At 59.8% G+C, this 23,747-nt stretch carries 19 protein-coding genes and 1 pseudogene; 11 read left to right on the plus strand and 9 right to left on the minus strand.

Features of this window, described 5'->3' with window-relative positions:
• Positions 1 to 57 precede the first annotated feature (57 nt).
• The gene (gene prpF / locus PSPTO_RS11880) at positions 58 to 1,248 is read left to right on the plus strand and encodes a 2-methylaconitate cis-trans isomerase PrpF (protein ID WP_005765721.1); all 1,191 of its coding nucleotides are present in this window, start codon (positions 58 to 60) and stop codon (positions 1,246 to 1,248) included.
• A 5-nt stretch (positions 1,249 to 1,253) separates the two neighbouring features.
• Here the strand turns inward: prpF and PSPTO_RS11885 are convergent, their stop codons facing one another.
• Positions 1,254 to 2,072: a posphoenolpyruvate synthetase regulatory kinase/phosphorylase PpsR gene (locus PSPTO_RS11885; RefSeq protein WP_003382474.1), complete on the minus strand. Its 819-nt coding sequence runs from the start codon at positions 2,070 to 2,072 to the stop codon at positions 1,254 to 1,256.
• Between the two features lie 193 nt (positions 2,073 to 2,265).
• Here PSPTO_RS11885 and ppsA point away from each other — a divergent pair, with 193 nt between their 5' ends.
• The 8 genes from ppsA to PSPTO_RS11925 all read left to right on the plus strand — a co-directional run bounded on the left by ppsA (position 2,266) and on the right by PSPTO_RS11925 (position 10,385).
• On the plus strand, positions 2,266 to 4,641 hold the full coding sequence (gene ppsA / locus PSPTO_RS11890; protein WP_011103934.1) for a phosphoenolpyruvate synthase: 2,376 nt from the start codon (positions 2,266 to 2,268) through the stop codon (positions 4,639 to 4,641).
• A gap of 192 nt (positions 4,642 to 4,833) precedes the next feature.
• A complete protein-coding gene (locus PSPTO_RS11895; RefSeq protein WP_005765719.1) occupies positions 4,834 to 5,826 on the plus strand; it encodes an alpha/beta fold hydrolase in 993 nt (330 codons plus the stop codon).
• A gap of 88 nt (positions 5,827 to 5,914) precedes the next feature.
• Entirely contained in the window at positions 5,915 to 6,403 is a 489-nt protein-coding gene (rraA, locus tag PSPTO_RS11900) for a ribonuclease E activity regulator RraA (protein ID WP_005765718.1), read from the plus strand.
• An 11-nt stretch (positions 6,404 to 6,414) separates the two neighbouring features.
• A complete protein-coding gene (locus tag PSPTO_RS11905; protein ID WP_003382467.1) occupies positions 6,415 to 7,410 on the plus strand; it encodes a zinc transporter ZntB in 996 nt (331 codons plus the stop codon).
• Between the two features lie 85 nt (positions 7,411 to 7,495).
• On the plus strand, positions 7,496 to 7,744 hold the full coding sequence (locus PSPTO_RS11910; RefSeq protein WP_003382465.1) for a crfX protein: 249 nt from the start codon (positions 7,496 to 7,498) through the stop codon (positions 7,742 to 7,744).
• Between the two features lie 2 nt (positions 7,745 to 7,746).
• Positions 7,747 to 8,571 carry a mechanosensitive ion channel family protein gene (locus PSPTO_RS11915; RefSeq protein WP_011103935.1) on the plus strand — a complete coding sequence of 275 codons (825 nt, stop codon included), beginning with the start codon at positions 7,747 to 7,749 and terminating at the stop codon, positions 8,569 to 8,571.
• Positions 8,572 to 8,653: 82 nt separating this feature from the next.
• Positions 8,654 to 9,244, plus strand: coding sequence for an RNA polymerase sigma factor SigX (sigX, locus tag PSPTO_RS11920; protein ID WP_005738001.1), 591 nt, complete (start codon positions 8,654 to 8,656; stop codon positions 9,242 to 9,244).
• Positions 9,245 to 9,350: 106 nt separating this feature from the next.
• Positions 9,351 to 10,385 (plus strand): OmpA family protein, encoded by a 1,035-nt coding sequence (locus tag PSPTO_RS11925; protein ID WP_003382460.1) that lies wholly within the window; start codon positions 9,351 to 9,353, stop codon positions 10,383 to 10,385.
• An 87-nt stretch (positions 10,386 to 10,472) separates the two neighbouring features.
• On the opposite strand, the gene cobA is transcribed toward PSPTO_RS11925, so the two are convergent.
• The 5 genes and pseudogenes from cobA to PSPTO_RS11950 form a co-directional block, all read right to left on the minus strand.
• On the minus strand, positions 10,473 to 11,234 hold the full coding sequence (gene cobA, locus PSPTO_RS11930; protein WP_005765713.1) for a uroporphyrinogen-III C-methyltransferase: 762 nt from the start codon (positions 11,232 to 11,234) through the stop codon (positions 10,473 to 10,475).
• Between the two features lie 10 nt (positions 11,235 to 11,244).
• Positions 11,245 to 13,965 carry a nitrate reductase gene (locus PSPTO_RS11935; protein WP_046463439.1) on the minus strand — a complete coding sequence of 907 codons (2,721 nt, stop codon included), beginning with the start codon at positions 13,963 to 13,965 and terminating at the stop codon, positions 11,245 to 11,247.
• Between the two features lie 20 nt (positions 13,966 to 13,985).
• Positions 13,986 to 15,191, minus strand: a pseudogene (locus tag PSPTO_RS11940) (NAD(P)/FAD-dependent oxidoreductase); the annotation flags it as partial.
• 282 nt (positions 15,192 to 15,473) lie between these two features.
• A complete protein-coding gene (locus PSPTO_RS11945) occupies positions 15,474 to 17,135 on the minus strand; it encodes a bifunctional protein-serine/threonine kinase/phosphatase (RefSeq protein ID WP_046463440.1) in 1,662 nt (553 codons plus the stop codon).
• A 7-nt stretch (positions 17,136 to 17,142) separates the two neighbouring features.
• Positions 17,143 to 18,354, minus strand: a complete 1,212-nt coding sequence (locus tag PSPTO_RS11950) for a nitrate/nitrite transporter (RefSeq protein ID WP_011103940.1) — start codon at positions 18,352 to 18,354, stop codon at positions 17,143 to 17,145.
• A 975-nt stretch (positions 18,355 to 19,329) separates the two neighbouring features.
• Here PSPTO_RS11950 and PSPTO_RS11955 point away from each other — a divergent pair.
• Positions 19,330 to 20,577 carry a glycoside hydrolase family 68 protein gene (locus tag PSPTO_RS11955; RefSeq protein WP_010220706.1) on the plus strand — a complete coding sequence of 416 codons (1,248 nt, stop codon included), beginning with the start codon at positions 19,330 to 19,332 and terminating at the stop codon, positions 20,575 to 20,577.
• Positions 20,578 to 20,634: 57 nt separating this feature from the next.
• Here the strand turns inward: PSPTO_RS11955 and PSPTO_RS11960 are convergent, their stop codons facing one another.
• The 3 genes from PSPTO_RS11960 to PSPTO_RS29890 are packed head-to-tail and all read right to left on the minus strand — an operon-like array spanning position 20,635 to position 22,594.
• Positions 20,635 to 21,210 (minus strand): ANTAR domain-containing response regulator, encoded by a 576-nt coding sequence (locus tag PSPTO_RS11960; RefSeq protein ID WP_005765699.1) that lies wholly within the window; start codon positions 21,208 to 21,210, stop codon positions 20,635 to 20,637.
• A gap of 14 nt (positions 21,211 to 21,224) precedes the next feature.
• On the minus strand, positions 21,225 to 22,436 hold the full coding sequence (locus PSPTO_RS11965) for a CmpA/NrtA family ABC transporter substrate-binding protein (RefSeq protein WP_011103941.1): 1,212 nt from the start codon (positions 22,434 to 22,436) through the stop codon (positions 21,225 to 21,227).
• A complete protein-coding gene (locus PSPTO_RS29890) occupies positions 22,433 to 22,594 on the minus strand; it encodes a hypothetical protein (protein ID WP_010206367.1) in 162 nt (53 codons plus the stop codon). The genes PSPTO_RS11965 and PSPTO_RS29890 overlap by 4 nt, the downstream gene beginning before the upstream one ends.
• 86 nt (positions 22,595 to 22,680) lie before the next feature.
• On the opposite strand from PSPTO_RS29890, the gene PSPTO_RS11970 reads away from it, so the two are divergent.
• Positions 22,681 to 23,712: a quinone-dependent dihydroorotate dehydrogenase gene (locus tag PSPTO_RS11970; RefSeq protein WP_011103942.1), complete on the plus strand. Its 1,032-nt coding sequence runs from the start codon at positions 22,681 to 22,683 to the stop codon at positions 23,710 to 23,712.
• Positions 23,713 to 23,747 lie beyond the last annotated feature (35 nt).

A 23,747-nucleotide genomic window follows, 5' to 3' on the forward strand; every position in this document is an offset into this window, starting at 1 on the left:
ACGCTCTGCGTCCGACTTTGAGCGCTCGGCGCGCTTTTCGAACAGGACAACGAATTCATGGCTCACTCACCACAGATCCGAATCCCCGCAACCTACATGCGCGGGGGCACCAGCAAGGGGGTGTTTTTCAGGCTCAATGATCTGCCGCAAGCTGCGCAAACCCCCGGTCCGGCAAGGGATGCGCTGTTGTTGCGGGTCATCGGCAGCCCCGACCCCTACGAAAAGCAGATTGACGGCATGGGCGGGGCGACGTCGAGCACCAGCAAAGCGGTGATCGTGTCGCGCAGCAGCAGGCCCGATCACGATGTCGATTACCTGTTCGGTCAGGTGTCCATCGACAAGCCTTTCGTGGACTGGAGCGGAAATTGCGGCAACCTGTCGGCAGCCGTGGGCTCGTTTGCCATCGCCAGCGGCCTGCTCGACCCCGGCCGTGTGCCGCAGAACGGCGTCGTCATCGTGCGTATCTGGCAAGCCAATATCAGCAAGACCATCATCGCTCATGTGCCCATCAGCAATGGCGAGGTTCAGGAAACCGGCGATTTCGAGCTGGATGGAGTGACCTTCCCGGCCGCAGAGGTGCAGCTTGAGTTTCTTGACCCGTCGGCGGATGAAGAGGGCGCAGGCGGCTCGATGTTCCCCACCGGTAATCTGCTCGATGACCTGCAAGTGCCCGGTGTCGGCACTTTGAAAGCGACCATGATCAACGCGGGCATTCCGACCATTTTCATCAATGCCGCTGATATCGGCTACGCCGGCACCGAGTTGCAGAACGATATCAACGCCGATCCGCTCGCGCTTGCCCGGCTTGAGACCATCCGCGCTTACGGTGCCGTACGCATGGGCCTGATTGGAAGCGTCGATGAAGCCGCCACGCGCCAGCACACGCCCAAAGTCGCCTTTGTTGCGGCGCCTGCTGACTACGTTTCCTCCAGTGGCAAGCCTGTCGCCGCGCAGGATATCGACCTGCTGGTGCGCGCCGTATCAATGGGCAAGCTGCACCACGCGATGATGGGCACCGCCGCCGTAGCGATTGGCACCGCCGCCGCCATCCCGGGCACGCTGGTCAACCTCGCCGCCGGTGGTCAGGCGCGCAGCGCAGTACGCTTTGGTCATCCGTCCGGTACTTTGCGGGTCGGGGCGCAAGCCGTTCAGGACGCGGGCGGCTGGAAAGTCACCAAAGCCCTGATGAGTCGCAGCGCCAGAGTCTTGATGGAAGGCTGGGTGCGCGTGCCGCAGCAGGGCGACTGAAGCCTCTATTTAAAGCGTCGCTCCACGCCTTTTTCGACCAGCACCTTGGCGGAGATTTCTTCCACCGAAAAATGCGTGGAGTTGATGTTGGGGATGTTCTCGCGGCGGAACAGGCTTTCCACTTCGCGCACCTCGAATTCGCACTGGGCGTAGCTCGAATAGCGGCTGTTGGGCTTGCGCTCATGGCGGATTGCGGTAAGGCGGTCAGGGTCGATGGTCAGGCCGAATAGCTTTTCGCGATGCTGCTTGAGAGCTGGCGGCAATTGCAGGCGCTCCATGTCGTCTTCGGTCAGCGGGTAATTGGCCGCCCGAATGCCGAACTGCATGGCCATGTACAGGCAGGTCGGGGTCTTCCCGCAGCGTGATACGCCCACCAGGATGATGTCGGCCTTGTCGTAATAGTGCGTACGTGCGCCGTCGTCGTTGTCCAGCGCGAAGTTGACCGCCTCAATGCGCTCCATGTAGTTGGAGTTGTGCCCGATGGAATGCGATTTGCCCACCGAATACGAGGAGTGTGAACTAAGCTCCTGCTCCAGCGGCGCCAGGAAGGTCGAGAAAATATCAATCATGAAGCCGTTGGACGTCGCCAGAATCTCGCGAATGTCCTGATTGACGATGGTGTCGAAGATGATCGGTCGCACATCGTCCTTGTCGGCGGCATTATTGATTTGTTGTACCATCGCCCGCGCTTTCTCGACGCTGTCGATATAGGGCCTGGTGAACTTGTTGAATGTAATGTTTTCAAATTGTGCCAACAGGCTCTGGCCCAGCGTTTCGGCGGTGATACCGGTGCCATCCGAGATGAAGAAAGCAGATCGTTTCATTTTTGTCCCAGGCCTTAAGCAGTTGACGAATTCTGGCTATCATAGGCGTGCTTGCCTGCCCTGAGGGCCTGCAGGCGCACCTTTTTTGAAGGTTCAGGCTTGCGCCCGACCAGACACGCCCGAGACCACGACACACGCGGCCCGGGTGCATGAGCTTTTCCCAACAACACACACGGTTAGTGGAGAGATCACCTTGGTAGAGTACGTAGTTTCCCTCGATAAGCTCGGCGTCCATGATGTAGAGCACGTGGGGGGCAAAAACTCGTCCCTCGGCGAGATGATCAGCAACCTCGCAGGTGCTGGTGTTTCTGTGCCTGGCGGCTTCGCGACTACAGCCCAGGCTTATCGTGATTTTCTCGAACTCAGCGGTCTGAACGATCAGATTCATGCGGCGCTGGACACCCTTGATGTCGATGACGTCAACGCGCTGGCCCGCACCGGCGCGCAGATCCGTCAGTGGATCATGGAAGCCGAGTTCCCCGAGAAGCTCAACGCCGAGATCCGCACCGCCTTTGCCGAACTGTCCGCAGGCAACCCTAATCTGGCCGTGGCCGTGCGCTCTTCCGCCACCGCCGAAGACCTGCCTGACGCCTCTTTTGCGGGCCAGCAGGAAACCTTTCTGAACATTCGCGGCGTCGAGAATGTCATCCGCGCGGCCAAGGAAGTCTTTGCTTCGCTGTTCAACGACCGGGCGATTTCCTACCGCGTGCACCAGGGCTTCGACCACAAGCTGGTGGCACTGTCGGCGGGTGTGCAGCGCATGGTGCGCTCCGAAACCGGTACAGCCGGGGTGATGTTCACCCTCGACACTGAATCCGGTTTCCGTGATGTAGTGTTTATCACCGGTGCCTACGGCCTGGGCGAAACGGTGGTGCAGGGCGCGGTCAACCCGGACGAGTTCTACGTGCACAAGGACACCCTGGCCGCTGGCCGCCCGGCGATCCTGCGTCGCAACCTGGGCAGTAAAGCGATCAAGATGATCTACGGCGAAGAAGCTTCGGCTGGCAAGTCGGTCAAGGTGATCGATGTCGAGCCTGCCGACCGGGCGCGCTTCTGCCTGACCGATGCCGAAGTGTCCGAGCTGGCGAAACAGGCGATGATCATCGAGAAGCACTACAAGTGCCCGATGGACATCGAATGGGCCAAGGACGGTGACGATGGCAAGCTGTACATCGTGCAGGCGCGTCCAGAGACCGTGAAAAGCCGTGCGTCGGCCAACGTTATGGAGCGTTACCTGCTCAAGGAAACCGGCAAGGTGCTGGTCGAAGGTCGTGCCATCGGTCAGCGCATCGGCGCCGGCAAGGTACGCATCATCAAGGACGTGTCCGAGATGGACAAGGTTCAGCCCGGCGACGTGCTGGTGTCCGACATGACCGACCCGGACTGGGAGCCAGTCATGAAGCGCGCAAGCGCTATCGTCACCAACCGCGGCGGTCGTACCTGCCATGCGGCGATCATTGCCCGCGAGCTGGGCATTCCGGCTGTAGTGGGCTGCGGCAACGCCACGCACACCTTGCAGGATGGCCAGGGCGTAACGGTTTCCTGCGCCGAAGGCGACACCGGTTACATCTTTGAAGGCGAACTCGGTTTTGACATCAAGACCAACTCGGTCGATGCCATGCCTGACCTGCCCTTCAAGATCATGATGAACGTCGGCAACCCGGACCGTGCCTTCGATTTTGCCCAGTTGCCCAACGCCGGTGTCGGCCTGGCGCGTCTGGAATTCATCATCAACCGCATGATCGGCGTGCACCCCAAGGCGCTGCTCAACTATTCGGTGCTGCCACCGGAAATCAAGGACAGCGTCGACAAGCGTATTGCCGGTTACCACGACCCGGTCGGTTTCTACGTTGAGAAGCTGGTCGAGGGCATCAGTACCCTGGCCGCCGCGTTCACGCCGAAAAAGGTCATCGTGCGCCTGTCGGACTTCAAGTCCAACGAATACGCCAACCTGATCGGCGGCAAGCTTTACGAGCCTGAAGAAGAAAACCCGATGCTGGGTTTCCGTGGCGCGTCGCGCTACATCAGCGAAAACTTCCGCGACTGTTTCGAGCTGGAGTGCCGTGCGCTCAAGCGTGTACGCGAAGAAATGGGCCTGACCAACGTCGAGATCATGGTGCCGTTCGTGCGCACCCTGGGCGAAGCAAGCCAGGTTATCGATTTGCTGGCGGCCAACGGCCTGAAGCGTGGCGAAAACGGCCTGCGCATCATCATGATGTGCGAACTGCCGTCCAACGCGATTCTGGCCGACGAGTTCCTGGAATATTTCGACGGGTTCTCCATCGGTTCCAACGACCTGACCCAACTGACCCTCGGCCTGGACCGCGACTCCGGCGTTATCGCGCACTTGTTCGACGAGCGTAACCCGGCGGTCAAGAAGCTGCTGTCCAATGCCATTCAGGCGTGCAACAAGGCCGGCAAGTACATCGGCATCTGCGGGCAGGGGCCTTCCGATCACCCGGATCTGGCGCGCTGGTTGATGGATCAAGGGATCGAGAGCGTGTCGCTCAACCCTGATTCGGTTCTGGAAACCTGGTTCTTCCTGGCCGAGGCGCAAGCGCCGGTCTGATGTGATGCGGCTGTTGGGTGGCTTTGCGCTTGTGACGCGATGGCCGCCTGAGCCGTCTTGTGGATCAAGTGTTTGAAAGGGCGGTTTCTTCGGAAGCCGCTTTTTTATGAGTGCACCACCCGTTTATGAGAGCGTCACAAGGCGCCCCAGCGCGTTGTTGTATCCAGTCTGTCCAGCCAGATAAAGAGTTATATGCAGAGCAGTAGCCAGCTTTTTCCCGTTGCCTTGATCAGTGCCGAGCGTCGTGGCGACCTGGTCGAGGACGTCTACCGTCTCAAACCGGCCAACAGCCCTGACCCGAGTGTCGAGCTGGTGGTTACCCGCCTGGGGCTGGTCGATCAGCCTGCTACGCGCGGCGTTCCAGTGATTCTTCTGCACGGCAGCTTTTCCAATCGGCGCTTTTGGTATTCGCCCAAGGGTATCGGCCTGGGGCCGTATCTGGCCCGTGCCGGTTATGACGTGTGGATCCCGGAGATGCGCGGCCACGGGCTGTCGTCGCGCAACCAGAACTATCGCGCCAACTGTGTGGCCGACTACGCCCGCTTCGACCTGCCGGCCATTGGCGCATTTGTCGTCGAGCAGAGCGGTCAGGCGCCGCACTGGATCGGCCATTCGCTGGGTGGCACCACCCTGGCAGCCGCGCTGGGCGGTCAGTACCTCGGCCCGCAAAACGCAGCGTCAGTGGCGCTGTTCGGCAGCCAGGTCAGCCGCAGCTACTGGCCGCTGAAAATTCCGCCGCTGCAATGGTCGGCCCGTTTGCTGCTCAGGTCCTTCACGCATGTGTCCGGGCCACGTTTCAAGCGCGGCCCGGAAGACGAGCCGGTGGGTTTGGTACTGGAAAGCCTGCGCTGGCAAGGGCTGTTCGGGCGCTTTGGCGAGCGTGACAACCACTGGTGGGCGGGGCTTGGCGAGGTTCAGGTGCCGGTCCTTGCAGTGGCTGCGGTGGGTGATCAACAGGACCCGGAGTGGGCCTGCCGCATGCTGTTCGATCAGATCGGCGGCGACCAGCCCAAACGGTTTCTCTGCCTGGGTCGTGAGCATGGTTTCAGCGAAGACTTCGGTCATGTGCAAATGCTGGTCAGCAAGGCTGCGCAACAGCAGGTCTGGCCGCGTGTGATTGACTGGCTGCGTGAGCGCAGCGTTCCTGAACAGGTTGCAGAGTTTCAGGTGGCGGTGGGCAGTTAGCGGTTAAAGTCGCTATGGTTAGCGTCATCCGGTTGTCTCTGGTTCAATACCGGATCTGTACCCATCGCGACTTACAGGAGCTGACCCCATGCACTACATCACCCCCGATCTGTGCGACGCCTACCCGGAACTGGTGCAAGTCGTCGAGCCGATGCTCAGCAACTTCGGCGGACGCGATTCGTTTGGCGGCCAGATTGTCACCCTCAAATGTTTCGAGGATAACTCGCTGGTCAAGGAGCAGGTTGAACTCGACGGCAAGGGCAAAGTGCTGGTGGTCGATGGTGGCGGTTCGCTGCGCTGCGCCTTGCTGGGTGACATGCTGGCTGAAAAAGCCGCCAAACATGGCTGGGAAGGCTTGGTGATTTACGGCTGCGTGCGCGATGTGGACATGCTGGCCCAGACCGATCTGGGCGTCCAGGCGCTGGCCAGTTACCCAAAGCGCTCGGAAAAACGCGGCGTAGGGCAGCTGGATTTGCCGGTTACCTTTGGCGGCGTGACCTTTCGTCCGGGTGAGTACCTGTATGCCGACAACAATGGCGTCATCATTTCCCCATCACCTCTGACAATGCCGGAATAAGCGAAGTATCCATGTTCGATGAAGCAAACGCGCAGTGGGGGCTGGTTCATGCCCTGGTTCTGGACGGTAAGGGTGGGGCGCGTTTCATTGCTCGAACCGAGTTGCAAGGGCTTGAACTGCAGCCACAGGAAAGTCTGTGGCTGCATTGGGATCGCAGCCATCCCCAGACCCACACCTGGCTGCGCACCGGCAGTGGGCTGAGTGAATTTGCCTGCGACCTGCTGCTTGAGGAAAATACCCGGCCGCGTCTGCTGCCGTTGCCGGATCAGGAGTTGCTGCTGTTTCTGCGTGGCGTGAACCTGAACCCTGGTGCCGAGCCGGAAGACATGGTTTCGGTGCGCATCTTTGCCGCCGCGCAACGGGTGATCTCGCTGCGCCTGCGCCCGTTGCGGGCCACCGAAGAGTTGATCGAGCTATTGGGGCAGGGCAAAGGCCCTACCAGCGCCTCGGAGCTGATTCTTTATCTGGCTCAGTACCTGACCGACAAGGTTCAGGATCTGGTGGGCGAATTGACTGAATCGGTCGATGAAGAGGAAGAAAAAACGGACGCCGACGAACGGTACAGCCCTGAACACGGCAAACTGTTGCATATTCGCCGACGCGCGGCAGGTCTGCGCCGGTTCCTGGGGCCACAGCGGGACATTTATGGTCAGCTTTCGCGAATCAAATTGTCCTGGTTTGCCAATGACGACGCCGATTACTGGAACGAGCTGAACAACAGCCTGACCCGCTATCTGGAAGAGCTGGAACTGACTCGCGAGCGCGTCGGGCTGTTGCTGGAGTCCGAAGACCGGCGTCTGCGCGAGCACATGAACCGCACCATGTACCGGTTCGGCATCATTACCGGCATATTTCTGCCGATGAGTTTTCTCACCGGTTTGCTGGGCATAAATGTCGGCGGTATCCCCGGCTCGGACAGCTCGTACGGCTTTTTGGTGGCGTGCTCGCTGATTGTCGCGCTGGCCGCAGGGCAGTGGTGGTTGTTCAGGCGTTTGCGCTGGGTGTAGAGGCGGCTCGTCCGTTTTTTTGACGGCTTTGTGTGACTTGTTGTTTTTGCGTCGCGTCTTAGACTGACATTACGTGAGGTGCCTGATGCACGATCCGTTTGAAGAATCTTTACGCGACATGCTCAATTCTTCATCCTCCAGCCGGGATGACGATGCATGTCTGGGGCGTGTCCTGAAGACCGCCAATCGCCAGGTGGGTGCCGGTGTGTTGTTCGGTCTGCTGGGGCGTTGGTCGGAGGCGTTGATGATTGCCGTGAACAACGGCTCCGCCCACGTTTCTCCTGTTTCTCGCCGCACTGTGTCGGGTGCGCGTTCTATCGATAAGGCTGATTGAGCATGGAATTGAATCTCTGGACCCAGAGCCTTCTTGCTGCAATGACTGCGTTGTGGGCCAAGGTTGCAAACTTCATCCCCAACCTGTTTGGTGCCCTGGTTGTGGTGCTGCTGGGTTTTGTCGTAGCCAAGCTGCTAGACGCACTGCTGTCCAAATTGCTGGCCAAGCTGGGCCTTGATCGTCTGGTCGGTGGCACCGGCCTGACCAAGATCATCGGGCGGGCTGGCGTCAAGGTGCCGATTTCCACGTTGATCGGCAAGATCGTCTACTGGTTCGTATTGTTGATCTTCCTCGTTTCTGCAGCCGAATCGCTTGGCTTGCAGCGAGTGTCAGCTACGCTGGACATGTTGGCGCTGTATTTGCCGAAGGTATTTGGTGCGGCACTGGTGTTGCTGGTCGGCGTATTGCTCGCGCAACTGGTCAATGGGCTGGTGCGCGGCGCGGCCGAAGGGGTAGGCATCGATTATTCCGCAGGTCTTGGGCGAATTGCTCAGGGCCTGGTGATCATCATCAGTATTTCGGTTGCGATCAGCCAGCTTGAGGTCAAGACTGACCTGCTGAACCACGTTATTGTGATTGCATTGATTACCGTTGGTCTGACAGTGGCGCTGGCTTTAGGCCTGGGCAGTCGTGAAATCGCCGGGCAGATCATTGCCGGGATCTATGTTCGCGAGCTTTTTCAGGTCGGCCAGCAGGTACAGGTAGGCGATACAGAGGGTCAGATCGAGGAAATCGGTACGGTCAAGACAACGCTGTTGACAGACGAGGGGGAGCTGGTGTCGTTTTCCAACCGCATTCTCCTGGAGCAGAGAGTAATCAGCCGTTAAGCGGCTAACCTGCTAATCTATGCCGCCAGATTGCCGATACAGGCCGTGGCGGACATTGAACTGACTGTCGGCAAGATTTGTTTTGAATAAACCTCAACCGTTTTTGACGCGTTACGATCCCCGCGAGCTCTCTGATGAGGAGCTGGTCGCGCGGGCCCACGTCGAGCTTTTCAATGTGACGCGGGCCTATGAAGAATTGATGCGCCGTTACCAGCGAACGCTTTTTAACGTGTGTGCACGATATCTGGGGAACGATCGCGATGCTGACGATGTCTGTCAGGAGGTGATGCTTAAAGTGTTGTACGGGTTGAAAAATTTTGAAGGTAAATCTAAATTTAAGACCTGGCTGTACAGCATCACCTACAATGAATGCATCACGCAGTACAGGAAGGAACGGCGTAAGCGTCGCTTGATGGACGCGTTGAGTCTGGATCCACTTGAGGAAGCGTCGGAAGAAAAGACGCCCAAACCTGAAGAGCGGGGCGGACTTGATCGCTGGCTTGTGTATGTGAACCCGATCGATCGGGAAATTCTGGTACTGCGTTTTGTTGCAGAACTTGAATTCCAGGAGATCGCAGACATCATGCACATGGGCTTGAGCGCAACGAAAATGCGTTACAAGCGGGCTTTGGATAAATTACGTGAGAAATTTGCGGGAATCGCCGAAACTTAATACGGTGCAAATATCTCTAACGAACTGGCAAGGTCTGGTACACTTGCCGACGAGTTGTCCCCACCTTGTGGGACTGCTTTATAATCATCAGATGGGGATTTAACGGATGAAACTGAAAAACACCTTGGGCTTGGCCATTGGTACTATTGTTGCCGCAACTTCGTTCGGCGCGCTGGCTCAAGGCCAAGGCGCAGTCGAAATCGAAGGCTTCGCCAAGAAAGAAATGTACGACAGCGCCCGTGACTTCAAAAACAACGGCAACCTGTTCGGCGGCTCGATTGGCTACTTCCTGACCGACGACGTTGAATTGCGTCTGGGCTACGACGAAGTTCACAACGTTCGTAGCGATGATGGCAAGAACATCAAGGGCGCAAACACCGCTCTGGACGCTCTGTACCACTTCAACAACCCAGGCGACATGCTGCGTCCATACGTTTCTGCCGGTTTCTCCGATCAGAGCATTGGCCAGAACGGTCGCAACGGTCGTAACGGTTCCACCTTCGCCAACATCGGCGGCGGTGCCAAGCTGTACTTCACCGACAATTTCTATGCTCGTGCTGGCGTTGAAGCTCAGTACAACATCGACCAAGGCGACACCGAGTGGGCTCCAAGCGTCGGTATCGGCGTAAACTTCGGTGGCGGCAGCAAGAAAGTTGAAGCAGCACCAGCTCCAGTAGCTGAAGTGTGCTCCGACAGCGACAACGACGGCGTGTGCGACAACGTCGACAAGTGCCCAGACACCCCAGCCAACGTAACTGTTGACGCTGATGGCTGCCCGGCAGTTGCTGAAGTGGTTCGTGTTGAGCTGGACGTGAAGTTCGACTTCAACAAGTCTGTTGTCAAGCCTAACAGCATGGGCGACATCAAGAACCTCGCTGACTTCATGCAGCAGTACCCACAGACCACCACCACTGTTGAAGGTCACACTGACTCCGTCGGTCCTGACGCTTACAACCAAAAACTGTCCGAGCGTCGTGCAAACGCCGTTAAACAGGTTCTGGTTAACCAGTACGGTGTTGGCGCTAGCCGCGTAAACTCGGTTGGTTACGGCGAATCCCGCCCAGTTGCTGACAACGCAACTGACGCTGGCCGTGCAGTAAACCGTCGCGTAGAAGCAGAAGTAGAAGCTCAAGCTAAGTAATTAGCCGCTTGTACTGAAAAGCCCGGCTTAGGCCGGGCTTTTCTTTGTCTGCGATTTAGTCAGGTACAGCGTCAGGATCCGGCAGGGTCAGCTGGCTTGCAGCTGTGCTTGCTCTACCAGGGTCTGATTCAGCAGCTCGTTGCTGAACGCCGCGACCGCGCCGATCACCAGGATCGCCGGGCTTTTCAGCTCGAATGCGGCTGCGTCACGCTGCATCGCATTCAGTGTGCTGCGGCATTCACGCTGCCAGGGCAGCGAAGCGTTTTCAATCATCGCCACCGGCATGTCGCCAATCATTCCGCCTGCCAGCAGGCTTTCGCGAATTTCCGCCAGTTTCGCCACACCCATGTACACCACCAGCGTCGTCCCGCCTTGTGCCAGCGCTTGCCAGTTGAGGCTGCTGTCGTCCTGAGTGTGGGCGGTCACCAGCGTCACGCCGCGACTGATACCGCGCAGGGTCAGCGAGATCCCGCATTGAGTTGCCCCGGCCAGGCCTGCGGTAATGCCGTTGACCAGTTCTACCGCGACACCGCGCTCCTGCAACCACTGTGCCTCTTCACCGCCACGCCCGAAGATGCACGGGTCGCCGCCTTTGAGGCGGACCACGCATTTGCCCTGGCGCACGTAGCGCAGCATCAGGCGATGGATAAACTCCTGTGGCGTCGAGCGGCAGCCTCCGCGCTTGCCGACGGCAATCACTCGCGCCTGCGGGCAGTGCTCGAGCACGGCGGTATTGACCAGATCATCGATCAACACCACGTCGGCTTCGTGCAAGGCGCGAACTGCCTTGAGGGTCAGTAATTCCGGGTCGCCCGGGCCTGCGCCTACCAGCCATACTTTTGCGCTCATGCTGCATTCCTCATTCAGTCACTGCCACGGCGTTGATCAGTCTTTTTATTTCCGGGACACACGAACCGCACTGCGTCCCACAGCCTAATTGGGTTTTGAGTTGATTCAGGTTCAGGCCTCGCTCGATACCGCTCATCACCGTGCTCTGGCTGACGTTCATGCAGTTGCACAAGGTCTTGTCGCGAGACAGGGTCGAGTCTTTGCCGGGCTCGCTGCTCAAAGGCGCCAGCAGCCATCGCCGTAGCGCGGGATCGGCACGCTCTTGCAGCCATAACGTCTGTAGCCAGTGCTGGGCGAGCGTTTCTCCCGCCAGGCGGATGGCGGTGATGCGCCCGTTGTCGATCCGCACCCGTTTGCCGATTGAACGCTTGGGGTCGTCGTAGGCCATGACCGGGCCTTCATCGAGGTTAAGCAGGCTGTCGATGCGCTGCAGCAGCGTCGAGTCTGGCGCTTCGGTGCTGGCCGCGCGCACCACCAGTGCCGGTCGTTCTCGCCCGATCAGGCCCATGCTCAGGTAGGTGAACGCTTCGCACAGCGGTCGCAGGCGCTCCATGTGCTGTTGCACATTGCCCTCGATCAAGGCGAAGAACTGCCAGGGCAGCCGGGCTTTTTCGATTCTGACCCCGGAGTGCTTGAGCTCCGGCTGTTTGGAGAGCGGGTCGAAGGCAGGCTGGGTCAGGACGTTCACGCCGCCCTTGAGAAACCGCTCGCCCCAGTGCATCGGCAAAAAAGCCTGGCCGGCGACAACGCTGTCATCACTGCTGACCGGCAGCAGCAGTTCGCCGCGTCGGCTGATCAGTTTGACCAGATCGCCGTTCTGCAGGTCATGGCCAAGCATTTGCTTTGGGTTGAGGCTCAACAGCGCCTCGCTGACATGCCCGAACAAGCGCGCGGCGGTGCCGGTGCGGCTCATGCCGTGCCATTGATCGCGCAGCCTGCCGGTGTTGAGCGTCAGTGGATATTCAGCGTCACGCAATTCTCGGGCGGCGATATAGGGCTCGGCCAAAAACTGTGCGCGGCCCGAAGCCGTCGGGAAAATACCATCGAGATAAAGACGCGGTGTGCCCACGCTGGCGCCTGTCGGGAACGGCCATTGCTGTGGGCCTTGGCGGTCAATCAGTTCGCGGTCGATACCGGACATGTCCAGATCGCGCCCGACCGTCAGGCCCTTGAACTCATCGAACAGCGATTTTGGCGTCTGGAAGTCGAACAGTGCAGGCGCTTCTGGCTGCAGGCGCTTTTGCAGACGCTGGGCGAAATCCACGGTAATGGCCCAGTCTGAACGGGCTTCACCGGGTGCCTGAATGGCTTTGCGCACATTGGAGATGCGCCGTTCCGAGTTGGTTACCGTGCCTTCCTTTTCCCCCCAACTGGCGGCGGGCAGCAGCAGGTCGGCAAAGCGTGCGGTTTCGGTGGTCTTGAAGGCTTCCTGAAGCACCACGAACGGGCAGGTTTCCAGCGCCTGACGGATTCTGTTCTGGTCGGGCAGTGATTGTGCCGGGTTGGTGCAGGCAATCCACAAGGCTTTGATCGTGCCGTTTTGCAGTTGCTCGAACAGCTCGATGGCGGACAGGCCGGGAGTAGCCGGCAGGCTGTCGATGCCCCAGTACTCGGCCACTTCGGCGCGGTGTTCGGGATTGGCGGCATCGCGATGGCCTGGCAGCAGGTTGGACAGGCTGCCGGTTTCGCGACCGCCCATGGCGTTGGGCTGGCCGGTGAGCGAGAAAGGGCCGGCGCCGGGTCGGCCAATCTGCCCGGTGGCCAGGTGCAGATTGATCAGTGCGCTGTTTTTCGCGCTGCCGGCAGTGGACTGATTCAATCCCATGCACCACAGCGACAGAAAGCCCGCCGACTTGCCTAGCCAGCGGGCGCAGGTGTGCAAGTGTTGCTGTGAAATACCGCAGATGTTTGCCACGCGTTCAGGCGGATAATCACATACCAGCGCTGCCAGTTCGTCATAGCCCAGCGTATGGGCGGCAATGAATTGCGGGTCGATCAGGTTTTCGCTCATCAATACGTGCAGGATGCCGTGAAACAGCGCGACGTCGGTGCCGGGCTGAATCGCCAGGTGCAGGTCCGCCAGTTCGCAGGTATCGGTGCGACGCGGATCGATGACGATGAGTTTCATCGCGGGACGGCGGCTTTTTGCTTCTTCCAGACGGCGAAACAGAATCGGATGCGCGTAGGCCATGTTGCTGCCGACGATCATCACGCAGTCGCTCAGCTCGAGGTCCTCGTAGCTGCACGGCGGCGCATCGGCCCCCAGGCTGCGCTTGTAGCCGGCCACGGCCGAAGACATGCACAGCCGCGAGTTGCTGTCGATGTTGTTGGTGCCGACCAGTGCGCGGGCCAGCTTGTTGAACGCGTAGTAGTCCTCGGTCAGCAACTGGCCGGAAATGTAGAACGCCACGCTGTCGGGGCCGTGTTCGCGAATGCTCTCGGCAAACACGGTGGCGGCGTGCTCCAGTGCGGTGTCCCAATCGGTCACGCTGCGCGCCAGCCCTTTGCTCAGGCGCAGCTCCGGGTACAACGCCCGTGCTTCGATGTCGCCGGTCAGGTGCAGGCTCGAACCTTTGCTGCACAGCTTGCCGAAGTTCGCCGGGTGTTGGGGATCGCCGCTGACGCCGAGAATGCGCTGCCCGTCATGCTCGATCAGCACCCCGCAGCCGACGCCGCAATAGCAGCAGGTGGATGCCGTCACCTGAGTGGTCTGGATGGCCATGCTGGTCATGCGCAAGCAGCCGGTGTGGCAGCGGGTTTGCCGAACATCAGGTGATTGCGGATGGCATCAATGCCCTGGCCATCACGGATCTGTTGTAAGTACCAACTGCCGTCGGCGGTGTCGCCGTACAGGCAGGCGCCGACCAGAATGTCATTTTTGATCACCAGCTTCTTGTAGACACCGCCGATGGGGTCCGAGAGGGTGATGCTTTCAGTGCCCTCGCCACCCAGAAAATCACCGGCCGAAAACAGGTCGATACCCGTGACTTTCAGCTTGGTCGAGGTGACCGAGCCCGGATAGCGGGCAGACCCGAGCTGGGCGAGGTGATTGGCGCAGACCCGGGCCTGTTCGAACAGCGGCGCGACCAGCCCGTAGGCGATGCCGCGATGGCTGACGCACTCGCCGATGGCATAGATGCGCGGATCGAAGGTCTGCAGCGTGTCGTTGACCAGAATTCCGCGGTTGCACGGCAAGCCCGCCTGTTCGGCCAGCTCGGTGTTGGGCCGTATGCCTGCTGCCATGACCACCAGGTCTGCGTCAATGACGTCGCCGTTCTTCAATTGCACGGCCCGCACGCGCCCCTGGTCATCGCCGAGCAAGGCTTGGGTCTGTTCATTGAGGCGAAAGCTCAGGCCGCGCAGCTCCAGCGCGGCTTGCAGCATCAGGCCGCTGGTCTTGTCCAGCTGGCGTTCCAGCAGGGTCTGACCGTTATGAATGACCGTGACCTGCATGCCGCGCAGGCTCAGGCCGTTGGCCGCTTCCAGCCCTAGCAGGCCGCCGCCGATGACGACTGCGTGTTTGTGTGTGACGGCGGTGTCGATCATCTGCCGGGTGTGACCGATGTCGCGATAGCCGATCACGCCGTCCAGCGTGTTGCCGGGGATCGGCAGAATGAAAGGGCGTGACCCGGTGGCGATCAACAGTCGGTCATAATGGGCCTGGGTGCCGTCATCGGCGATCACCAGGCGCTTGATGCGATCGATCTTGACCACACGGCGGTTCAGCAACAGCTGGATACCGTTGCTTTGGTACCAGGCCAGATCGTTGAGCACTATGTCTTCGAAGTTCTGCTCGCCGGCCAGCACCGGCGACAGCAGGATGCGATTGTAGTTGGGGTGTGGCTCGGCGCCGAAGACGGTGATGTCGTACAGGTCTTCGCTCAGCTTCAACAACTCTTCGAGTGTGCGCACGCCGGCCATGCCGTTGCCAATCATCACCAGTTTGAGTTTTTTCATATTGCCTCCGAGTCGCCAGAGAGCGGGCTCGACACAGTGTGCGCAAACAAAAAAAGGCGTCCCGCCAGTTGCCTGACGGGGACGCCTTTGTCCGGTCCCGTTCTCTCGGGAGGCGCAGCCTTCATCGTTGAAGGCTGCGCGTTATGAATGATCTGAAAGGGACTATGCAGCGCTTGTGCCAACTCGTGTTCACGCGCATAAACGAGTGTATTGGCGATAGTCGCGGTTATTTCTGCACTGGCTTGAGGCGTGCTGCACAGAAGCGGGGCGGACGCGGCTGAATCAGTGGCGCCCCATGAACCAGATGACCGCCAGCAGATTGCACAGCAACGAGACCAGCGCCAGCGTGCGCCAGACTTTCAGCGGTTCGCGTTCCAGCAACGGGCGCGGGCGCGTAACCAGTGAGCGATGCTCGGCCTGCTCCAGTTCCAGCAGCCATTGTTCCGGGGTTTCGTAACGTTGATCCGGGTCGGCCTGCAAGGCTTTGTCCAGGCTCTGGCTCAGCCATTGTGGCAGGTCGGGTCGATAGCGGCTGGCGGGAATCGGCGTGCCGAAGCGGCGATGTTGAAAGGCTTCGATTTCGCCGTAGGGGTAATGACCGGTCAACAGGTAATACAGCGTCACACCAACGGCATACAAGTCCTGCCTGGGGTGCGCTTCTGCACCGTTGAAGGCTTCCGGAGCAATGTAGCTCGGCGTACCGGGCAGGTCCTCGGCATTGGTGGCTGACAGGCCCGGGCAGAACGCCAGGCCGAAATCCAGCAGGCGCAGCTCGCCGTCGTTACCCAGCAGAAGGTTTTCCGGTTTGATGTCGCGGTGGATGATATTTCGTCGATGCAACAGCCCGGTGGCCCGTAACACACGAGTCGCCAGGTCCTGCCATTGCACCAGTGGCAACGGCCCGTTGCGTCTGAAGACCTCAGCCAGCGTACTTCCGGGGTATTCGCGCATCACGTAATACAGGTGCTGACGCTGCGCAAGCGAATGAACCTCGGGGAAAAACCGCCCGGCGACCCGGCGCAGAAACCACTCTTCGAGCAACAGCCCCTGCCCGGCACCGGCTTCGTCATGACGACTGGTCGGCAGGGTCTTCAGCAGCCAAGGCTGGCCGTGGGCGTCCTTTACCCGATAGAGAATCGACTGCCGCGATTGCGCCACGATGTCGCCGACGTTCCAGCCTTCAAAGGTCTGACCGACCTTGAGTGTTGGCGGCAGCGGCCACTGCTGCAATTGCAGCAACGTGTCGCCCAGATCGTCTGTGCCCAGGCTGTCGACCTGAATCAGCAGGGCGCTGGCATTGTCCTGACTGCCAGCCAGATGCGCCGCGCTGACCAGGGTTTTCACCGCTGAGTCGAGGTCGTCCTGCTCGGTCAGAATCGAGCGGATGCTGGCGTCGCCGAGGGTTGCCCATATTCCGTCGCTGACCAGCAACAGACGCTCGCCTTCGCACAGCTCGCCGTCGAGATAATCCATGACCACGTATTGATCCAGGCCCAGCGCGCGCTTGAGCACATGCTGCATATCGGCCTGTTCCCAGACGTGGTCCTCGCTGATGCGTTTGAGCGTGCCGGCCTGCCAGCGATAAGCCCGGCAGTCGCCGACATGGGCGAGGGTGAAGCGCCTGCCGCGCAGCACCAGAGCGCTGAGGGTGGTCAGCAGGCCGTTGGCCAGCAGCCAGCGGTTCTGCGCCAGCAACAGGCGATCAAGCGACTGCGCCACGCCCCAGGTTTCCGGCGTCGAGTAATAGTCGAGTGCCAGCGCCTGCAGCGTCGACTGCGCGGCCAGCGCGCCATCGGCACACTGGCTGACGCCGTCGGCAAGGGCAAACAGATAGCCCTTGCTGGCCGCCAGTGCCGGGGTCGGAGTGACCATGCGCAGGGCGTCCTGGTTCTCCGCTCGCGGACCGCTGGCGCTGAATTCGGCAAAGCGCAATTGCAGCGTCATCGGCGGCTCAGACCCGCGCCGCGGTCACGGCCGCCGAACCCCAGGTGGTTCTCCAGCGACGCTTGACGTTCAACAGGCCGAACCAGGCCAGTACCGCCAGACCTGCGAACAGCCACAGGCCCAACTGGTAATCACCGGTATTCTGCTTGATGGCGCCCAGACCGGCTGCCAGCAGGAAGCCGCCGATACCGCCAGCCATCCCGATCAGGCCGGTCATCACGCCGATTTCCTTGCGGAACCGCTGCGGCACCAACTGGAAGACTGCACCGTTACCGGCACCCAGGCCAAGCATCGCTGCAACGAACAACGCCAGTGCTGCCCACGAACTCGGCAGGTTGAAGCCCACTGCCGCGATACCGACAGCAGCTACCGTGTACATCACGGTCAGGGTGCGGATCCCGCCAAAGCGGTCGGCCAGCGCGCCACCGAGCGGGCGCATCAGGCTGCCGCCGAACACACAGGCTGCGGTGTAGTAACCGGCCGTGATCGGACTCAGGCCATACTGGTCGTTGAAGTAGCCGGGCAGGGCGCTGGCCAGACCGATGAAGCCACCGAAGGTCACGCTGTAGAAAAACATGAACCACCAGCTGTCACGGTCGCCCAGTGCCTTGAGGTAATCCGCCATGGATTTGGGTTTGCTGCGCTCCGGCGCGTTGCGCGCCATCAGGGTGAAGGCAATCAGCGTCAGAACCAGCGGGATCAGCGCCAGGCCGAACACATTGCCCCAGCCAAAACTGGCCGCCAGCACCGGTGCGATCAATGCCGCCAGCACGGTGCCGGAGTTGCCGGCACCGGCAATACCCATCGCCTTGCCCTGGTGCTGTGGCGGATACCACTGCGAGGCCAGCGGCAACGCAACGGCGAACGACGCGCCGGCCATGCCCAGGAACAGGCCTAGCAGCAAGACCTGCTCGTAGCTGTGAATACCCAATTGCCAGGCAGTGAACAAGGCACCGATCACAATCACCTGACCGATGATGCCGGCTGTCTTGGGGGACAACTGGTCGGCCAGCAGACCCATGAACAAGCGCAGCACGGCACCGGCCAGAATCGGCGTGGCCACCATCAGGCCGCGCTGTTGAGTCGTGAGGTGCAGGTCGGTGGCGATTTGTACCGCCATCGGGCCAAGCAGGTACCAGACCATGAAGCTCAGGTCGAAATACAGAAAGGCTGCGAACAGGGTCGGTCTGTGACCGGCCTTCCAGAAGCTTGTATCCATGTGCACACCTCATCATCTGCTAGTTAGTCAGTCGGGCCATGAGCGCGACGCGGGGTATTCCAGACGCTGTGGTGGAGTGTTCCGAATGACGGCGACTCCACCGGCCCCGTCACCGGGGCCAAAACGCAAAAACGTCGCCTCTCTGTCCACGTGAGCGGAAAAAGATAAGCGACGTCTTTGTCGTAAAGGTGATAGCCGCCGTTGGCTACCGTGGGATTGCTAAAGCAAGAGATGGGCCAGATGAGCTGCAAGCGGTTAGCGGCAAGCTGCAAGCGGATGGTGTGCTCCTTGGCGTGTTGGCCAATGACCTTGAATCGGGCGATGGGCAGCCAAGGCGCTGCAAAAGGGGGCGAGTGCCTGGATCGCTCCGCAACCCCGGCCCTTGCGCGTCATTCAGGCGCAGCGGCGCAACAATGGTCGCGACTGAGACAACGATCAGCCGGTTCGATAATGAACAGATAAAGTATGATTTATTTATATTTTATGATGATTGACTGTTTATCTATTATTTTTCCGGGTGCCACTAATCAACCTGTTTTGTACTGTCGCAATGATGTTGTTTCGATGCCTTGGTATGACGCTCTTAATAGGTATGATCAACGCGTGTGAATATTTATTAAAATAAGATATGCACTTATCGTCGTGCAGATGTCGGCAAATATTTAATTTACTTTCAGAAGGATCTCTGACAGCATTCGTCCTGCCGTGAACAACACGGGCCATTGATTTCATCATGGTAATTTCACTCTCCCATTAAGCAACTGGCACGTTCAGGCTGCTTGTCAATTTAGATGAAAGATTGCTGCAGTACAGTAATCCGACGATCCACTTGTTTTTATCAGCAGCGCTGTTGCTGATGCGCCATGCCTGATAAATAAAGGCCTGCTTTAAATACACTCTGGTCATGCAACCTGCATGCCGGTTTGTTTCCTCTCCGCGCGGCTTGTACAGGCGCCAATAAAGGACACCTTCATCATGAGTAACATCAACTACGCACCTACTGTCTGGTCCCGCGCCGATGCGCTGAAGGTCAATGAAAATGACCCGACCACCACACAGCCGCTGGTCAGCCCGGACTTTCCGGTCATGAGTGATACGGTATTCATCTGGGACACCATGCCGTTGCGACAGCTCGACGGCACTATTGTCTCGGTCAATGGCTGGTCGGTGATCATCACCCTGACAGCCGACCGCCACCCGGACGACCCGCAGTACCTGGGCGCCAATGGCCGCTACGACATCAAGCGCGACTGGGAAGACCGCCATGGCCGGGCACGCATGTGCTACTGGTATTCGCGCACCGGCAAGGACTGGATCTTCGGCGGCCGGGTCATGGCCGAAGGCGTATCGCCCACCACCCGCGAGTGGGCAGGCACGCCCATCCTGTTGAACGACAACGGTGATATCGACCTGTATTACACCTGCGTGACGCCAGGTGCGGCCATCGCCAAAGTTCGCGGCCGTATTGTCACGTCAGACAAAGGCGTGGAATTGAAAGACTTTACCGACGTCAAGATTCTTTTCCAGGCCGACGGAACTTACTATCAGACCGAAGCGCAAAACTCGACCTGGAACTTTCGCGATCCCAGTCCATTCATCGACCCCAATGATGGCAAGTTGTACATGGTCTTTGAAGGTAATGTGGCCGGTGAGCGGGGTTCACATACTGTCGGTGCCGCTGAACTTGGCCCTGTGCCACCGGGTCATGAAGAGATAGGCGGTGCCAGGTTTCAAGTTGGCTGTATTGGTCTGGCGGTTGCAAAAGACCTCAGTGGCGAAGAGTGGGAAATACTTCCGCCGCTGGTCACTGCAGTGGGCGTCAATGATCAGACCGAGCGGCCGCATTATGTCTTTCAGGACGGCAAGTATTACTTGTTTACCATCAGCCACAAGTTCACTTATGCCGATGGTGTAACCGGGCCGGATGGCGTGTACGGTTTTGTCGGCGAGCATCTGTTCGGGCCTTACCGGCCAATGAACGCTTCGGGTCTGGTGCTGGGCAATCCGCCTGCGCAGCCGTTTCAGACCTATTCCCACTGTGTGATGCCGAACGGTCTGGTGACGTCGTTCATCGACAGCGTGCCCACCACAGGCGAAGATTATCGTATTGGTGGCACCGAGGCGCCGACGGTACGGATCCTGTTGAAAGGCGACCGCTCGTTCGTGCAGGAGGTGTATGACTATGGCTATATTCCGGCGATGAAGGATATTACGTTGAGCTAATACACTGCTGACGCTGACCCATAAAGAACGCCTGCCCGTGCAGGCGTTCTTGCGTGGTTATCCCAGTAACTCGCTCATCGCAATGATCTGCTCGGCCACCTGTATCAGTTTCTGCTGACGGCTCATCGCCTGTCGGCGCATCAGCGTGTACGCCTCTTCCTCGTTGCAGTCCTTCATCTTCATCAACAGCCCCTTGGCCAGCTCGATGCGCTTGCGCTCGGCCAGTTGCTGATCGCGGGCATGCAACTGGGCGCGCAAGGCCTGATCGCTCTCGAAGCGGGCCATGGCCACATCGAGAATCGGTTGCAGACGTTGCGCCTGAATGCCTTCGACAATGTAAGCGCTGACCCCTGACTTGATTGCCTGGCGCATCACCCCCGGATCGTGCTCGTCGGTAAACATCACGATAGGGCGCGGCTGGTCGCGGCTGACCAGTACCACCTGTTCCATCACGTCGCGGCCGGGTGATTCGGTGTCGATCAGGATGACGTCCGGGCGCACGGCCTCGACACGGGCGGGCAGGTCGATGATCAGTCCGGATTCGTCGATCACTTCAAACCCGGCCTCGGTCAGCGCCGACCTGAGGCGTCCGACTTTTCTGGCGGTGTCATTGATAAGCAGGATACGCAGCATGGTCACGTTCTCCGTCAACGACTGGCAACAGCAGGCGCGGTATCGGCCAGCGAGTGGAGTTTGAAGCTTCGCGCATAGCCTGCGGGATCACTGCCGTCCCAGACCTTGCCATCGATGAGCTGGCTACTGCGCAGGGTCGCGCTGGGGGCATCGATACCCAGTGCATTGGCGGCCTGACGGTACAGGTCCAGCTGCTGAACGCGGCTGGCGACCGCCAGGTAATCCGGGTCTTCGCGCAACAGGCCCCAGCGCCGGAACTGGGTCATGAACCACATGCCGTCCGACAGCCACGGGTAGTTGACCTGACCCTGGTCGTGAAAACTCACCGCATGCGGGTCCTGCCATTGATTGCCCAGGCCGTCGCTGTACTGGCCGAGCAGGCGCGGTTCGATGCAGTCCAGCGAGGCATCCAGGTAATCCACGCCGCTGAGCAGTTGCGCGGTGCTGCGCCGGTTGTGGTCGCTTTGTTCGATGAAACGGCTGGCTTCGAGCACAGCCATGATCAACGCCCTGGCGGTGTTGGGGTTCTGCTCGACAAATTCGCGAGTGCAACCCAGCACCTTGCCGGGGTGATCAGGCCAGATCGCCTGGCTGGTTGCCATGGTGAAACCCAGTTGCTGCTGCACCGCGCTGGCACCCCAGGGTTCACCGACACAAAACCCGTCGATACGCCCGGCCTGCAGGTGCTGCGCCATCTGTGTGGGCGGCACCACCACGCTGGTGACATCATCGAGCGGGTGAATGCCCTGGCTGGCGAGCCAGTAGTAGAGCCACATGGCGTGGTTGCCGGTGGGAAAGGTCTGGGCGAAGGTCAGCTTTGAGCCGCTTTGGTGCGCGCGTTTGTCCAGTGCCTCAGGAGTGATCACGCCAGCATCCTGTAGCTCGCGGGACAGGTTGATGCACTGGCCGTTCTGGTTGAGGCCCATGAGGATGGCCATGTCGGTCGCCGGGCCGCCGCTGATGCCCAGCTCCACGGCATAGATCAAACCATACAGGCTATGTGCCGCCTGAAGCTGCCCGCTGACCAGCCTGTCACGCAGCCCGGCCCAGGAGGTCTGGCGTTTCAGGTTCAGGCTCAGCCCGTAAGGCTGGGCAAACCCCTGGGTGGCAGCGACCACCAGCGGGGCGCAGTCGGTCAGTGCCATGAAGCCCACGTCCAGGCTGTTCATTTCCGGGGCGTCACTGCCAGCCACCCAGTCCAGTGCATTGCCGGTTCGTTCGTTCATTGCGCGTGCTTCATAAAAGGTCCATCCAGAAAAAAGGCGTCGTTCGACGCTTTGCCAGTGCAAATGCCGAAACGACGCCGTTGTCCATGCACCTCTCCGTCGTTGGAGTGAGTGCCGATAACGGGTTCAAGCAAGGCATATGCCAGCGTCAACGCCATGAAGTTTATCGAGTGCCTCGCCTGCGCCGTCCACACACGTCTATAATCGCCACCCTGAATTCAGCTGCTCACGAGCCTATCCCGCCATGTATAACCTGGCCCGCCAGTTACTGTTCAAACTTTCCCCGGAAACCTCGCACGACCTTTCGCTGGACCTGATCGGTGCCGGTGGACGGCTGGGCCTCAACGGCTTGCTTGGCAAGTCTGCGGCGAAGTTGCCGGTCAGCGTCATGGGCCTTGAGTTTCCTAACCCGGTAGGGTTGGCCGCCGGCCTGGACAAGAACGGCGCCGCCATCGACGGGTTTGCGCAACTGGGTTTCGGCTTTGTCGAGATCGGCACTGTGACACCCCGTCCGCAGCCGGGTAACCCCAAGCCGCGTATTTTCCGCCTGCCCAACGCAGAAGCCATTATCAACCGCATGGGCTTCAACAACCTGGGTGTAGACAACCTGGTGTCGAGGGTCGAAGCGGCAAAGTATCGCGGCATTCTGGGCATCAATATCGGCAAGAACTTCGACACGCCGGTCGAGCGCGCGGTGGACGATTACCTGATCTGTCTGGACAAGGCCTATGCCCACGCCAGCTACGTCACCGTCAACGTCAGCTCGCCGAATACGCCGGGGCTGCGCAGTCTGCAGTTCGGCGATTCGCTCAAGCAACTGCTTGAAGCTCTGAGCCTGCGCCAGCAGGAACTTACGCAGCGGCACGGCAAGCGCGTGCCGCTGGCGATCAAGATTGCCCCGGACATGACCGATGAAGAAACCGTGCTGGTCGCCGCCGCCCTGATCGAGTCGGGCATGGACGCAGTGATCGCCACCAACACCACACTGAGCCGCCAGGGTGTCGAAGGCTTGCCGCACGGTGACGAAGCGGGTGGTTTGTCGGGCGCGCCGGTTCGCGAGAAAAGCACGCACATCGTCAAGGTACTGGCCGGCGAACTGGCAGGCCGAATGCCTATCATTGCCGCTGGCGGTATCACCGAAGGCCGGCATGCAGCCGAGAAGATAGCCGCAGGCGCCAGCCTGGTGCAGATCTACTCGGGCTTCATCTATAAAGGCCCGGCGCTGATTCGCCAGTCGGTGGATGCCATCGCGGCGATGCCACGCACAGCGAGCTGAATCGCAGGCAAAAAAAGGGGCTCTTCGAGAGAGCC

The sequence above is a fragment of the Pseudomonas syringae pv. tomato str. DC3000 genome (genome assembly GCF_000007805.1).
GTDB lineage: Bacteria > Pseudomonadota > Gammaproteobacteria > Pseudomonadales > Pseudomonadaceae > Aquipseudomonas > Aquipseudomonas avellanae.

Bases quoted from the DNA above. Each gene is read 5' to 3' on its own strand.
- prpF (WP_005765721.1), top strand. From the start codon at position 58: ATGGCTCACTCACCACAGATCCGAATCCCCGCAACCTACATGCGCGGG.
- PSPTO_RS11885 (WP_003382474.1), bottom strand. From the start codon at position 2,072: ATGAAACGATCTGCTTTCTTCATCTCGGATGGCACCGGTATCACCGCC.
- PSPTO_RS11895 (WP_005765719.1), top strand. From the start codon at position 4,834: ATGCAGAGCAGTAGCCAGCTTTTTCCCGTTGCCTTGATCAGTGCCGAG.
- rraA (WP_005765718.1), top strand. From the start codon at position 5,915: ATGCACTACATCACCCCCGATCTGTGCGACGCCTACCCGGAACTGGTG.
- PSPTO_RS11905 (WP_003382467.1), top strand. From the start codon at position 6,415: ATGTTCGATGAAGCAAACGCGCAGTGGGGGCTGGTTCATGCCCTGGTT.
- PSPTO_RS11910 (WP_003382465.1), top strand. From the start codon at position 7,496: ATGCACGATCCGTTTGAAGAATCTTTACGCGACATGCTCAATTCTTCA.
- PSPTO_RS11915 (WP_011103935.1), top strand. From the start codon at position 7,747: ATGGAATTGAATCTCTGGACCCAGAGCCTTCTTGCTGCAATGACTGCG.
- PSPTO_RS11925 (WP_003382460.1), top strand. From the start codon at position 9,351: ATGAAACTGAAAAACACCTTGGGCTTGGCCATTGGTACTATTGTTGCC.
- cobA (WP_005765713.1), bottom strand. From the start codon at position 11,234: ATGAGCGCAAAAGTATGGCTGGTAGGCGCAGGCCCGGGCGACCCGGAA.
- PSPTO_RS11935 (WP_046463439.1), bottom strand. From the start codon at position 13,965: ATGACCAGCATGGCCATCCAGACCACTCAGGTGACGGCATCCACCTGC.
- PSPTO_RS11945 (WP_046463440.1), bottom strand. From the start codon at position 17,135: ATGACGCTGCAATTGCGCTTTGCCGAATTCAGCGCCAGCGGTCCGCGA.
- PSPTO_RS11950 (WP_011103940.1), bottom strand. From the start codon at position 18,354: ATGGATACAAGCTTCTGGAAGGCCGGTCACAGACCGACCCTGTTCGCA.
- PSPTO_RS11955 (WP_010220706.1), top strand. From the start codon at position 19,330: ATGAGTAACATCAACTACGCACCTACTGTCTGGTCCCGCGCCGATGCG.
- PSPTO_RS11960 (WP_005765699.1), bottom strand. From the start codon at position 21,210: ATGCTGCGTATCCTGCTTATCAATGACACCGCCAGAAAAGTCGGACGC.
- PSPTO_RS11965 (WP_011103941.1), bottom strand. From the start codon at position 22,436: ATGAACGAACGAACCGGCAATGCACTGGACTGGGTGGCTGGCAGTGAC.
- PSPTO_RS29890 (WP_010206367.1), bottom strand. From the start codon at position 22,594: ATGGCGTTGACGCTGGCATATGCCTTGCTTGAACCCGTTATCGGCACT.
- PSPTO_RS11970 (WP_011103942.1), top strand. From the start codon at position 22,681: ATGTATAACCTGGCCCGCCAGTTACTGTTCAAACTTTCCCCGGAAACC.